Origin of the sequence: Ureibacillus acetophenoni (assembly GCF_900220965.1) — a bacterium.
Taxonomy (GTDB): domain Bacteria; phylum Bacillota; class Bacilli; order Bacillales_A; family Planococcaceae; genus Ureibacillus; species Ureibacillus acetophenoni.
Genome location: NZ_OBQC01000001.1, coordinates 79,631 through 92,861, shown reverse-complemented (window position 1 = coordinate 92,861; position 13,231 = coordinate 79,631). Strand labels below are relative to the sequence as shown.

Below are 13,231 nucleotides of genomic sequence, written 5' to 3'. Positions count from 1 at the left end.
CAATTAACTTACCACCTATGGCTGTTGAGTTTATAAATGAAGTTAAAACTTTGCTGTTGCTGCTTTATCGATGTTATTTAACATGATGCCTGTTCCAACCGCTACACAATCAATCGGATTTTCTGCAACAAAAACAGGAACTTTCAATTCTTCAATTAATAACTGATCCATACCATGAAGCAGTGCTCCACCACCAGTAATAATTATACCACGGTCAATGATGTCGGCAGATAGTTCTGGTGGCGTTCTTTCTAATACATTTTTTGCAGCTTGTACAATCATGTATACTGATTCATGTAGTGCTTTTTCAATTTCTTCTGATTTAATTGTAATCGTACGTGGTAATCCTGATACTAAATCGCGACCTCGGATTTCCATTTCGTCGTTTTTAGAACCGTGGAACACTGTACCAATGTTTATTTTTATTTGTTCTGCAGTACGTTCTCCGATTAACAATTTATACTGTTTCTTTATGTATTGTAAAATATCGTTATCAAAGACGTCCCCCGCTACTTTAATCGATTCGCTTGTTACGATATCACCCATTGATAGAACTGCAACATCCGTTGTACCGCCACCTATATCGATGACCATATTTCCACTTGGTTGGAAAATATCCATACCTGCCCCAATAGCAGCCACTTTTGGTTCTTCCTCTAAGTAAACCTTTTTACCACCAGACTTTTCGGCAGCTTCTCGAATTGCTTTTTGTTCCACGCTTGTAATATTTGTTGGACAGCAAATTAGGATGCGTGGTTTTGCTAAAAACCCTTTTAAGTTCAATTTTGAAATAAAGTGTTTTAACATCGCTTCTGTAACATCAAAGTCTGCAATGACACCGTCTCTCATTGGACGAATTGCAACAATATTGCCCGGAGTACGTCCTACCATTTGTCTTGCTTCCTCACCTACAGCAAGTACACGGTTTGTATTTTTGTCAATTGCAACAACTGATGGCTCATTTAAAACGATACCCTTTCCTCTCACATAGATCAGGACGTTTGCAGTTCCTAAATCAATACCAATATCTTTGGAAAACATCTATGAAAAATCTCCTTCCCGCCATATCCAACATTTTTCAAACTTTTATATATCATTATCTAGAATATTTTATCATATTCAAATAATAAATACATCTTTAATTTAGTACTATCGTTCCACTGATTGGAAAATTTTGAATCCCAATTTAGAGCTCACATTTAGAGTACCAGGTACCCAAACAATTCTGAATTTTTAGAATTGTTTGGGTACCTGGTACACACACAATTTACACACAATTTATATACAATCTATGCGCAAATCACAAAAAAAAGCATTTAGTTGGCCAATGATTTAGCCAAACTAAATGCCTTTTCATTTTTTTTGTTGGGCCTGCCACTTCTGACGTGTCGCCTCGCCCCCTCGCAAATGACGAATTGATTTATGATAAGCTAGTACTTCTTTCACTTCATTAGCAAGCTTTTCATTCACTAGGTATAATCTTTCCGTCAAGTCTTTATGAACAGTACTTTTTGAATAGCCTGTCATTTTTGCAAGAACGCGGACCGTTTCACCAGTTTCAAGGAGCAGTTCACCAAGTCGAACGCAGCGATGTCGAATGTGCTCGTGCACGTTCTCTTCCTTTCTATCGGATATAAGAAAGTGCCGTTTTGCTAACGATAAGCGTAAATTTGACGTGGTCATATTGCGATCATTTCATAGACGTTTGCAACTAGCGATATTAACGTTTATTCACAATATGATAATTCGACTGCATTCAGAACATCAATAGGTAAATTGTCTGCTGTAACCTTGCAGGTGCCTGGCACTAAAACAATTCAGAATTATCAGAATTGTATAGGTGCGTGAACTACCACAACTCGTCGGAATTGTGGTAGTCATTTTTGCGAATTGTGTGGGTGACTGGCACTCACACAATTTCACCTGGCATTAGAAAGCAAGGAAGTTTCTAGGGTTTACGTGTTCACCATCTTGCAACACTTCGAAGAATAAATGAACTCCAGCATTTGGATTCCATGAATTTTCCATTGTTGTTGCAAGTGATTGTCCTTGAACAACCTTGTCGCCTTCTTTTACAAGGATGTCCGTCACAGAACTATAACGTGTTTCCATTCCGTTTGGATGTGTAATGATAATTTGATTACCTGTAAATGCATCCAATTTCACTTTTGTGACTTCACCACTCATAGCTGCTTTTACTTCGAATGGTTCGCTATTCACTGAGATTGACACACCTGAAGACGTTGAGAAAGTTTGATTGAATACTAGTAATGCTTTTTCTCTTGTTGCTTCATCAGCTTCTAGATCGTAGAAATCTTGAAGAATAGCAACTTGATCTTTCATAGTTTCATCAAATGGATACTTCAAAGTCTCAACTTGAGCATTTGTTTCGATTACTGTGTCTTCCGTATTATTTTGTGTTTGCACAGCAACGTTTTGCTCTTCTTCATTATTGCCAATTAATGCGTTATAACTAAAAATTAGACCGATTAGCGCAACGGCAATAGCAGCATATACAGTTGGCCAAAACCAAGGTTTGTTTTGCAACCCGTCTTTTTTGTTAGTTGGAGAAGGAATTTTAGATTTGTTATCTTCTCTCATGTTCATCACCTCTAAAAGCAGTGTGAACAGTTTATTCCATTTTTAATCATAATTTTTCCAAAAATTTTACCAAGAACAAGATATTTTCTCAATTTTTGTATTTTTGTAGTAATGATTGATAATATGATGTGCTGATGAACCTTGTTTTGCCATTGCATCTGCACCGTATTGACTCATTCCAACACCATGACCATACCCTTCTGTTGTGACAACAATTGTTTCCCCATTTACATCAATATTAAAGTCTGTTGAACGCAAATCTAGTAAAGTTCGAAAATCGCGTCCTGTCCAAACTTTATCTTTTAATGTTACCTTGTCTACCCTCCCCGTATCGTTTCTCGTCAATTTCAGCTGATCTACTTGACTAAGTGTAAAGCTACCACCTAATTTTGCATTCCATTCTTCAATAGTAAAAGTTTCCGTCACTTCATAATTCGTCGCATATTGAAAATCAGTACTTGCCACAGGTTGTAAATAAGGCAAGTCATTCCCACTATAATTTTTTGCACTTTCTGTCATACCGTTACTCATTGAATGGAACATAGCCGTGATCAACTCTTCGTTGTAAACAATTACTTCGCCTTCTGTACTTTTCACTGCTTCACGTATTTTTTGTTCATTTTCAGAAAAAGCACTTTGCCAATTGTTCTGACGTACTGTTTGATCGTAGTAAACTTGTCTAGCTACAGTAGGCTCAATCTCCGTTTCCCCATAGTTCGTCGATTGTAATACATAAGTTCTTGCAGCGATTGCTTGGGCTTTTAATGCTTCTGGATGGAAGTTGGCAGGCATTTCAGCCGCCACTACCCCAACGACATATTCTTCTAGTGTAATAGGATTCTCCTCATCTGCAATTTTAATAAAGATTTCACATGTTTTCTGTTCAGGATCAAGCTCTACAGTGGTTGATGATTGCACTTGCGATCGAAACAATAATGGCATAATAAATAATACAAGGATAAAAGCTCCTATTAGTATGATTGGTATCCATCTGCTCATGTAATTTATATTTTTCATACTACTATCCATATGTATGAAGTTAGCAATTTAGTAGTAACAAAAGGTAAGAAAAAACGACAAGTACCATTTTTAGATACATGTCGTTATTCGTTACATTTTATTTAATTGTGCTTTTAACTGTAATCTGTATGGTTTATCTTATTTCAGGATTTACCCGAAAATTCAACGTTACGGCATAAAAATTTTTTTATAACTATTTAAAACTCGCTCATATTTGTATTAATAATTACATAGGTTAAGATAATTAAATTCTAAAATTAGACTAATTGATTTTCTGTCGCAAGATTTGGCTTTACTTCTTTCTTCACTTGCTCATCGTTCACACGAATAATGTTAGCTCCTAAGGAAGCAAGTTTTTCATGGAAGGCAACATAACCACGGTCTAAATGATGTAAGTTTGTAACTCGTGTTAAACCTTCTGAAACTAGCCCAGCTAAAATTAAAGCGGCTGTCGCACGTAAATCAGTACCAGCTACTTCAGCGCCTTGAAGTTTAGTAGGGCCATCGATAAACACTGTTCTACCTTCGATTTTCATTTCAGCATTCATACGTCTAAATTCTTCCACATGCATAAAGCGGTTTTCAAATACAGTTTCTGTAATGATGCTTGCTCCATTAGCTGTTAACAATAGAGCCATCATTTGAGCCTGCATATCTGTTGGGAAACCAGGATGTGGCATTGTTTTAATATCAATTGCTTTTAATGGATTGTTTGCACGCACACGAACACCATTGTCTTCCTCAATGATTTCAACACCCATTTCGCGAAGCTTCGCAATTAACGCTGTCATATGTTCTGGAACAGCATTTTCAATGAATACATCGCCACGAGTAATTGCTGCAGCAATCATAAATGTTCCACATTCAATACGGTCAGGGATTACATGATGTGTTGTTCCATGTAATTCTTCGACACCTTCAATACGGATTGTGTCTGTTCCTGCACCTTTTACACGACCACCCATACTATTGATAAAGTTAGCTAAATCGACAATCTCTGGTTCTTTAGCCGCATTTTCAATAATTGTTGTCCCTTTAGCTAGTGCAGCTGCTGACATAATATTCTCTGTAGCTCCAACACTGGGGAAATCTAAATAGATTTCAGCGCCTTTTAAACGGTCTTCAACTCTTGCTTCAACATAACCATGACCAAATGAAATCTTTGCACCCATTGCTTCAAAACCTTTAAGGTGTAACTCAATCGGACGTGATCCAATCGCACAGCCACCTGGAAGTGCTACTCTTGCGTATCCATTACGAGCTAATAAGGATCCCATCACTAAAATGGAAGCGCGCATTTTACTTACAAACTCAAATTGGGCCTCACTATTTAATGTGTTCGTTGCATTTATGTTAATTTCATTTTTTTCTACGTCATATTGTACATCAGCATTTAAGCTTCTTAATACTTCATTTATAATGTGAACATCCGCTAAACTTGGAACGTCCTTTATTGTTGTACGATCTTTAGATGCTAACAATGATGCTGTTAGAATTGGTAATACTGCGTTTTTAGCACCTTCAACCTTTACGGACCCTTTTAACTTTTGGCCTCCCGTAACAATAATTTTCTCCACAATTCGTCCCTCCGAATTCAATTGTCCGTAACTACTAATCTTATTTCTATCATTCATCTATTTAAAAATAACTAACCATCAATATGTTACAGTTTTTAAGCTCTATAAACAAGCTCTCAACTAACTATTTTACGTTATTTTTAAATATTAATCTACAATTTATATTACGCTGAAGAAGACAGTTTGGTGAATTCATAACAAGCTTTAACACCAATTTGACACCTTTGACAATTGTTGTAAAAACGGTATGTAACAAAATTCGGTAATTTCCCAGGGAATATTGACTTAATATGTACTGTAACGACAAAACTGGTTGTCGTTTTTTTATTTTTGTAAGTGGCAGCGTCTGAAAAAATCAGCAAATTTTTTATATTTTTCTGCGAAATTTAACAATAGGCATATTATTTATTTATGAGCATTCTAGTGAATTTATGTGAACTTTATTAAATATTATACAAATTACTATTAATATTCTCTTAAGTTGGGACTAACCGCACCTGAATTTTATAGTTTCATTCTATTATATATACGTAGCTTCTCTATTTACTTATGTAAATAGATATGGTAATTGTCTAGACCACCCTGTAATATCTAGAATAAAATTCGAAACGCTAGATCCAATGGCAATACTTAATAGTATATAGATGAGTTGAATCTGGAATGTCCTTCCCTTCTTAAACAGTTGTTCCATGCGGAATGCCTGTAATGCATAAAACGTCACTCCAATAAAAAAGATATGCGAAAAAATACTAATTGCCGCATCCATTCCTAATGAATTATATATTTCCATAATGTATTTCCCTCCAAAGGTTTTTTGATTAATTGTCGTTATGTTCTTTATAACATGGGCGTAGTATTACTGGTATATTATTTTGCTTGTAGAATTGGGCGATTGTGTATCAATGTTGGATGATTGTATTTGAGTGATATCTGTTTCCTTATTAATAGATGTGTTTTTTGGTAGGCGTTGTTGGTTTCTTGAGCGAGTTTCATTGATTAAGTGTGAGTTGTTTTTTATGAGCAAGTTTCTCTTTTACTCAAAGGGGATCTTTATTTCTGCGTTCTAATTTTCGATAATCGGAAGTCTTACTTGCGAAATCTACACATTCATTTGCGATTTTGCTAAACTATTTGTGAAAATCAGGAGTTTATTTGCTTTTCCTGATTTACTTGCGAAATCTTCATATTTACTTGCGAGTTTCGCCTTCCTATTTGCGAAAATCAGGAGTTTATTTGCGATTTCTATTTTACTTGCGATATCACCATACTTACTTGCGATTTCCACGGTCCCATTTGCGAAAATTGGAAATTTATTTGCGATTTCTATTTTACTTGCGATATCACCATATTTACTTGCGAGTTTCACGTTCCTATTTGCGAAAATCAGCAGAGTATTTGCGTTTCACATTTTAATTGCGATTTCATCATATTTACTTGCGAGTTTCGCGTTCCTATTTGCGAAAATCAGAAGTTTATTTGCGTTTCCTATTTTCATTTGCGAAAGCTCCAGACTTACTTGCGATTTTCGCATACCTATTTGCGAAGATCGGGAGTTTATTTGTGATTCCTATTTCATTTGCGAAAGCTCCAGACTTACTTGCGATTTTCGCGTTTCTATTTGCGAAAATCGGAAATTTATTTGCGAAAATCAGGTGTCTATTTGCTTTTCACGTTTTATTTGCGAAATCTTTATATTTACTTGCGATATCACCATACTTACTTGCGAGTTTCGCCTTCCTATTTGCGAAAATCGGAAATTTATTTGCGATTTCTATTTTACTTGCGATATCACCATATTTACTTGCGAGTTTCGCGTTCCTATTTGCGAAAATCGATAGTTTATTTGCGATTTCTATTTACTTGCGATATCACCATATTTACTTGCGAGTTTCGCGTTTCTATTTGCGAAAATGGGTAATCTATTTGCGATTTCTATTTTACTTGCGATATCACCATATTTACTTGCGAGTTTCGCGTTCCTATTTGCGAAAATCGGTAATCTATTTGCGATTTCTATTTTACTTGCGATATCACCATATTTACTTGCGAGTTTCGCGTTCCTATTTGCGAAAATCGGTAATCTATTTGCGATTCATAATTTACTTGCGATATCACCATATTTACTTGCGAGTTTCGCGTTTCTATTTGCGAAAATGGGTAATCTATTTGCGATTTCTATTTTACTTGCGAAATCACCATATTTACTTGCGAGTTTCGCGTTTCTATTTGCGAAAATGGGTAATCTATTTGCGATTCCTATTTTACTTGCGAAATTTCGATTCTCAATTTACTTGCGAAATCTCCATACTTACTTGCGATTTCCATGTTCTTATTTGCGATATCCCCATATTTACTTGCGAATATCATAACTCTATTTGCGAAAATCCCGCCGCCTGCAAGCCCAGCAGCGGCGCCACAACCCGCACGCAACGCCTCCCCCACTCACAACCAAAAAAAGCGGACAGGCTGGCTGTCCGCTTCTTACATGTTCTATTACACATTACCCTCATGAACGTTGATACGATTAATGGCACGTTTTAATGCTAGTTCAGCACGTTGGAAATCGACATCGTCTTTTTTCGCTTTCAAACGTTCTTCGGCACGAGCTTTTGCTTCTTGAGCGCGAGCTACATCGATCGAAGATGCTACTTCTGCAGAAGGAGCTAAAATCGAGATTTTATCAGGACGTACTTCGATGAAACCACCGCTAACTGCTACAAAATTACTTTTGCCGTCAGCATTTTTTAATTGAACCCCACCAATTGAAAGTGGAGCAACTAAAGGAATGTGGCCAGGAAGAACCCCAATTTCCCCCGAAACTGTTTTAGCAATGACCATTGCAACTTCAGAATCGTATACTGGGCCGTCGGGAGTGACAATATTGACTTGTACTGTCTTCATATTTTTTCCTCCTCGTCCCTAATATTATACCTCTACGCCCATAGCTTTTGCTTTTTCAACAACTTCTTCAATGCTACCAACTAAACGGAAAGCATCTTCTGGTAAGTGGTCATATTTACCTTCAAGAATTTCCTTGAAGCTACGTACAGTATCTTTAACTTGTACGAATGAACCTTTTTGACCAGTGAATTGTTCCGCAACGTGGAAGTTTTGAGATAAGAAGAATTGAATACGACGAGCACGTTCAACTGTTTTCTTATCTTCGTCAGATAACTCATCCATACCTAAGATAGCGATGATATCTTGTAATTCACGGTAGCGTTGTAATGTAGATTGTACACCACGAGCTACTGCATAGTGTTCTTCACCAACGATTTCAGGTGATAAAGCACGAGAAGTTGATGCTAAAGGATCCACCGCAGGGTAGATACCCATCTCAGATAATTTACGCTCTAAGTTTGTTGTTGCATCTAAGTGAGCGAAAGTTGTTGCTGGAGCTGGGTCAGTATAGTCATCGGCTGGTACATAGATCGCTTGGATCGATGTAACAGACCCTTTGTTTGTTGATGTGATACGCTCTTGTAAGTTACCCATTTCAGTTGCAAGAGTTGGTTGGTAACCAACGGCAGAAGGCATACGACCTAATAAGGCAGAAACCTCAGAACCTGCTTGTGTGAAACGGAAGATATTATCGATGAATAAAAGTACGTCTTGACCTTGTTCATCACGGAAGAATTCAGCCATTGTAAGACCAGTTAAGGCAACACGCATACGTGCACCAGGTGGCTCGTTCATTTGACCAAATACCATTGATGTTTTGCTAATAACGCCTGAGTCGCTCATTTCGTGGAATAAGTCGTTACCCTCACGAGTACGTTCACCTACACCAGCGAATACGGAGATACCACCGTGTCCTTGAGCGATGTTGTTAATTAACTCTTGAATTAATACAGTTTTACCTACACCGGCACCACCGAATAAACCTACTTTACCACCTTTAATGTAAGGTGCTAATAAGTCTACTACTTTAATACCTGTTTCAAGGATTTGTACTTCTGTAGTTAATTCTTCATATTTTGGAGCTTCGCGGTGAATTGGGTCACGGCGAGATTCTTTTGGAATTTCTTCTCCTAAGTCGATAATATCACCTAGTACGTTGAATACACGTCCTAAAGTAACGTCACCAACTGGTACAGAGATTGGATTTCCTGTGTCAGTAACTTCTGCTCCACGTTTTAAACCGTCAGTAGATGACATGGCAATTGTGCGGACAGAGTCGTCACCTAAATGAATAGCTACTTCTAACGTTAAAGTTACAGCTTCTTCGTTTGGACGTTCAATCTTAACTGTTAACGCGTTATAGATTGCTGGTAATTGGCCGTTGCTGAATTTTACGTCAACAACTGGACCCATTACTTGGCTAACGTGTCCTATGTTCATTTCTGTGTGCCCTCCTATCGAGTTTGGTAATTTAGCGAATCTATGTAATGAATATAAAGTAATTCGATTAAGTTTCGCTTTCACCTTAAACGGACATTGGGAAGCGCAGACCTATTCTAAGGCTGCCGCTCCACCAACAATTTCTGTAATTTCTTGTGTAATCGCCGCTTGACGCGCACGGTTATATAAAAGATCTAATGATTTAATTAATTCGTCTGCGTTGTCTGTTGCAGCTTTCATCGCTGTCATACGAGCAGCATGTTCACTTGCTTTACCATCTAAAATTGCACCGAAAACTAAGCTTTCTGCATATTGTGGTAATAACACTTCTAAAATTGCCTCCGCACTTGGATCGAATTCATAAGAAGCAGTTACCCCTTCAGAAGCTGGTGCTAAATCAGTAATTGGTAACACCTTTTTCTCAGTAACTTCTTGTTGAATAACACTGATATAGTGGTTGTAGTACATATATAATTCATCGAATGTACCTTCAGCGAACATACCAACAGCTTTACGAGCGATTGCTTTTACGTCTGAGAATGAAGGTTGGTCAGGAAGTCCTACTACACTGTCAACAACGTTGTAATCACGTTTTGCAAAGTAATCTTTACCTACACGACCAATCGCTAAAATGACATACTCATCTTTTGACTTATGACGTTGATTTAACGTATTAACTAATCCACGAATAACGCTTGAGTTATAAGCTCCTGCTAAACCACGGTCAGAAGTAATAATGATATAGCCCGTTTTCTTGACAGGACGAGATACTAACATTGGATGTGAAGCATCAGTTGTACCTGAAGCAATTGCACAAACAACATCTTGTACTTTCTCCATGTAAGGAACATAACTTTTAGCATTTTGCTCTGCACGTGTTTTCTTAGAAGCAGAAACCATTTGCATCGCTTTCGTCATTGCTTTCGTTTTCTTCGTAGAGTTAATACGATTTTTGACCTCACGTAAACTTGCCACCGGTATTTCACCACCTTTTCATTTTTAATCACATTGTACTAGCGAATCGACCTTATTCTGATTTTGCAAAAGTCTTTTTAAATTCGTTAAGAGCTGCTGCCATATCAGCATCAGAAGGAAGTTCTTTTGTCGTACGAATATGATCTAAAACGTTTGTGTGGTTAACTTCTAACCAGCTGTATAATTCAGCTTCAAAACGAGTGATATCTTGTACTGGAATATCATCTAAGAAACCTTTTGTTAATGCATAAAGAATTGTTACTTGCTTTTCAACTTTAATTGGTTTGTTAAGATCTTGTTTAAGAACTTCAACCGTACGTTTACCACGCTCAAGTTTTGCAAGAGTTTGTTTATCTAAATCTGAACCAAATTGAGCGAACGCTTCAAGTTCACGGTAAGCAGCTAAGTCAAGACGTAGTGTACCAGCAACTTTTTTCATCGCTTTAATTTGAGCAGATCCACCAACACGTGATACAGATAAACCGGCGTTAATCGCAGGACGTACACCTGAGTGGAATAAGTCAGATTGTAAGAAAATTTGTCCATCAGTGATTGAGATTACGTTTGTAGGGATGTAAGCAGAGATATCCCCAGCTTGTGTCTCAACGAATGGAAGAGCTGTAATCGAACCATTTTTGTATGTTTCGTTTAATTTTGCAGCACGTTCTAATAAACGACTGTGTAAGTAGAATACGTCACCTGGGTAAGCTTCACGACCTGGAGGACGACGTAATAATAATGAAAGCTCACGGTAAGCTGCTGCTTGTTTAGATAAATCATCATATACGATTAATACGTGTTTACCTTGTAACATGAACTCTTCAGCCATAGATACACCAGCATAAGGAGCTAAGTATAATAATGGAGCTGGTTGAGATGCAGATGCAGTTACTACGATTGAGTAATCTAGAGCTCCGTGTTTACGTAATGTTTCAACTACGCCACGAACTGTAGATTCTTTTTGACCAATAGCAACGTAGATACAAATCATATCTTGGTCTGCTTGGTTAAGGATTGTATCGATTGCAATCGATGTTTTACCAACTTGACGGTCACCGATGATTAACTCACGTTGACCACGTCCGATTGGAACAAGAGCGTCAATCGCTTTAATTCCTGTTTGTAATGGTTCGTGTACTGATTTACGAGCCATAACACCGAAAGCTGGGCTTTCGATTGGACGAGATTTTGTAGTATTGATAGGACCTTGTCCATCCACTGGTTGTCCTAGTGGGTTTACAACACGACCAATTAGTTCTTCACCAACTGGAACTTCCATGATACGACCTGTACGACGAACTTCATCGCCTTCTTTGATGCCAAGGTAGTTACCTAGAATAATGATACCAACGTTACCTTCTTCTAAGTTTTGAGCCATACCCATAACACCGTTAGAGAATTCTAATAATTCTCCAGCCATGACGTTGTCGAGGCCATGAGCACGAGCGATACCGTCACCGACAGTGATAACCGTACCAACTTCGCTTACTTCTAATTCAGATTGGTAATTTTCAATCTGCTTTTTTATCAGCACGCTGATTTCTTCAGCCTTGATGCCCATGAATGTCACCTCTCACATTTCTTTTATTAACCAACTAACGTACGTTTTAATCCCTCTAGCTTACTTGCTACAGTGTTATCAAAAATGTAGTTGCCGATTTGAACGCGTACTCCACCTAAAAGTGAAGGATCGATTTCGTTTGTTATGTTTAATTTTACTTTACCAACACGAGTTGCAAATGCAGATGAGATTTCACTTAATTCTACATCTGATAATGCACGAGTCGAGTAAACTTTTGCGTCAGCTGCGCCTTCTGCTGCAGCTGCTAATACTGAAAACTCTTCTGCTAAGTTTGTTAGTTCATTGACTCTTTTCTTATCGATTAATAGTTCAAGAGTATTTACTACAATTTTATGAGCATTTGAGAAAATTTCAGCTACGATTTGTTTCTTACGTTCAATAGAGAACTTTGGATTAGCAAGTAATGAAACTAACTCTGGGTTTGTGTCAATTACTTTAACTAATTCCTTCAGATCACTACTTACTTCTGCAAGAGCCTTTTTTTCTTGAGCTAATTGAAATAGAGCTTCTGCATAACGTTTAGCTACTTGCGATCTACTCATTTCGCTTCGCCCGCCTTCGCAATCGTTTCTTTAATTAATGCGCTATTGTCCTCTTCTGAAATTTCTTTACCAAGAACTTTAGATGCCGCAAGAACTGATAGTGAAACGACTTCTTCTCGAACAGCAAGGATTGCTTTTTCTTTTTCTGTTTCGATTTCACGAACAGCAGATTCTTTTAAGCGGTTTGCTTCCGCACGAGCTGCTGAGATAATTTCATCACGTTGAATATCGCCTTGTTTTTTCGCACTTTCAACAATTGTTTGAGCTTCTGTGCGAGCTTCTTTTAATAATGCTTTTTGTTCTTCTAATGTTTTTGCTGCTTCCTTGCGAGCGTTTTCAGCTGCATCAATTTCACTAGCAACTAATTCTTCACGTTGTTTCATGACGCCCATTAATGGACCCCAAGCGAATTTTTTAAGAAGGAACATTAATACTAAGAAGATAACAAGAGTAGCAACTACGTCACCGCCATTGAATGCTTCAGCACCTGCATTCAATACAAATTTATCTAAAAACACGATTGTTTCACTCCCTTCAAGAGCTTAAATTCACTTTGCGTCTTTCAATGTCGCTCGCACACAGATGGAACTAAC

At 37.6% G+C, this 13,231-nt stretch carries 14 protein-coding genes; 1 reads left to right on the top strand and 13 read right to left on the bottom strand.

Translation table 11 applies throughout. The annotated features are described in order from the left end of the window. Positions 1–42 precede the first annotated feature (42 nt). The 7 genes from mreB to CRO45_RS00390 all read right to left on the bottom strand — a co-directional run bounded on the left by mreB (position 43) and on the right by CRO45_RS00390 (position 6,564). Entirely contained in the window at positions 43–1,041 is a 999-nt protein-coding gene (mreB, locus tag CRO45_RS00420; protein ID WP_097147654.1) for a rod shape-determining protein, read from the bottom strand. A gap of 312 nt (positions 1,042–1,353) precedes the next feature. After that, the gene (locus CRO45_RS00415) at positions 1,354–1,611 is read right to left on the bottom strand and encodes a sporulation transcriptional regulator SpoIIID (RefSeq protein ID WP_097147653.1); all 258 of its coding nucleotides are present in this window, start codon (positions 1,609–1,611) and stop codon (positions 1,354–1,356) included. A gap of 318 nt (positions 1,612–1,929) precedes the next feature. Then, complete coding sequence (locus CRO45_RS00410; RefSeq protein ID WP_097147652.1) at positions 1,930–2,601, bottom strand: M23 family metallopeptidase; 672 nt, start codon at positions 2,599–2,601, stop codon at positions 1,930–1,932. Between the two features lie 66 nt (positions 2,602–2,667). After that, complete coding sequence (gene spoIID / locus CRO45_RS00405; RefSeq protein WP_097147651.1) at positions 2,668–3,618, bottom strand: stage II sporulation protein D; 951 nt, start codon at positions 3,616–3,618, stop codon at positions 2,668–2,670. Positions 3,619–3,878: 260 nt separating this feature from the next. Further along, entirely contained in the window at positions 3,879–5,198 is a 1,320-nt protein-coding gene (gene murA, locus CRO45_RS00400) for a UDP-N-acetylglucosamine 1-carboxyvinyltransferase (protein ID WP_097147650.1), read from the bottom strand. Between the two features lie 547 nt (positions 5,199–5,745). Then, positions 5,746–5,988, bottom strand: coding sequence for a DUF1146 family protein (locus CRO45_RS00395; RefSeq protein WP_097147649.1), 243 nt, complete (start codon positions 5,986–5,988; stop codon positions 5,746–5,748). A 309-nt stretch (positions 5,989–6,297) separates the two neighbouring features. Continuing rightward, a complete protein-coding gene (locus CRO45_RS00390; protein ID WP_097147648.1) occupies positions 6,298–6,564 on the bottom strand; it encodes a hypothetical protein in 267 nt (88 codons plus the stop codon). Between the two features lie 544 nt (positions 6,565–7,108). Between CRO45_RS00390 and CRO45_RS19860 the strand changes: the two genes are divergently transcribed. Next, positions 7,109–7,567 carry a hypothetical protein gene (locus CRO45_RS19860; RefSeq protein ID WP_141400305.1) on the top strand — a complete coding sequence of 153 codons (459 nt, stop codon included), beginning with the start codon at positions 7,109–7,111 and terminating at the stop codon, positions 7,565–7,567. Positions 7,568–7,691: 124 nt separating this feature from the next. On the opposite strand, the gene CRO45_RS00385 is transcribed toward CRO45_RS19860, so the two are convergent. From CRO45_RS00385 to atpF, 6 genes are all read right to left on the bottom strand, one after another. Next, the gene (locus CRO45_RS00385; RefSeq protein WP_097147647.1) at positions 7,692–8,099 is read right to left on the bottom strand and encodes a F0F1 ATP synthase subunit epsilon; all 408 of its coding nucleotides are present in this window, start codon (positions 8,097–8,099) and stop codon (positions 7,692–7,694) included. A 24-nt stretch (positions 8,100–8,123) separates the two neighbouring features. Then, entirely contained in the window at positions 8,124–9,539 is a 1,416-nt protein-coding gene (gene atpD / locus CRO45_RS00380) for a F0F1 ATP synthase subunit beta (RefSeq protein WP_097147646.1), read from the bottom strand. A 111-nt stretch (positions 9,540–9,650) separates the two neighbouring features. Next, positions 9,651–10,514, bottom strand: a complete 864-nt coding sequence (gene atpG, locus CRO45_RS00375) for an ATP synthase F1 subunit gamma (protein ID WP_097147645.1) — start codon at positions 10,512–10,514, stop codon at positions 9,651–9,653. A 52-nt stretch (positions 10,515–10,566) separates the two neighbouring features. Then, positions 10,567–12,075 (bottom strand): F0F1 ATP synthase subunit alpha, encoded by a 1,509-nt coding sequence (gene atpA / locus CRO45_RS00370; RefSeq protein ID WP_097147644.1) that lies wholly within the window; start codon positions 12,073–12,075, stop codon positions 10,567–10,569. 26 nt (positions 12,076–12,101) lie between these two features. Next, positions 12,102–12,638: a F0F1 ATP synthase subunit delta gene (locus tag CRO45_RS00365; RefSeq protein ID WP_097147643.1), complete on the bottom strand. Its 537-nt coding sequence runs from the start codon at positions 12,636–12,638 to the stop codon at positions 12,102–12,104. Beyond that, positions 12,635–13,156, bottom strand: coding sequence for a F0F1 ATP synthase subunit B (atpF, locus tag CRO45_RS00360; protein WP_097147642.1), 522 nt, complete (start codon positions 13,154–13,156; stop codon positions 12,635–12,637). The genes CRO45_RS00365 and atpF overlap by 4 nt, the downstream gene beginning before the upstream one ends. Positions 13,157–13,231 lie beyond the last annotated feature (75 nt).

Coding starts and splice junctions, on each gene's coding strand:
- mreB (WP_097147654.1), bottom strand. CDS start 1,041: ATGTTTTCCAAAGATATTGGTATTGATTTAGGAACTGCAAACGTCCTG.
- CRO45_RS00410 (WP_097147652.1), bottom strand. CDS start 2,601: ATGAGAGAAGATAACAAATCTAAAATTCCTTCTCCAACTAACAAAAAA.
- spoIID (WP_097147651.1), bottom strand. CDS start 3,618: ATGAAAAATATAAATTACATGAGCAGATGGATACCAATCATACTAATA.
- CRO45_RS00395 (WP_097147649.1), bottom strand. CDS start 5,988: ATGGAAATATATAATTCATTAGGAATGGATGCGGCAATTAGTATTTTT.
- CRO45_RS19860 (WP_141400305.1), top strand. CDS start 7,109: ATGGGTAATCTATTTGCGATTTCTATTTTACTTGCGATATCACCATAT.
- CRO45_RS00385 (WP_097147647.1), bottom strand. CDS start 8,099: ATGAAGACAGTACAAGTCAATATTGTCACTCCCGACGGCCCAGTATAC.
- atpD (WP_097147646.1), bottom strand. CDS start 9,539: ATGAACATAGGACACGTTAGCCAAGTAATGGGTCCAGTTGTTGACGTA.
- atpA (WP_097147644.1), bottom strand. CDS start 12,075: ATGGGCATCAAGGCTGAAGAAATCAGCGTGCTGATAAAAAAGCAGATT.
- CRO45_RS00365 (WP_097147643.1), bottom strand. CDS start 12,638: ATGAGTAGATCGCAAGTAGCTAAACGTTATGCAGAAGCTCTATTTCAA.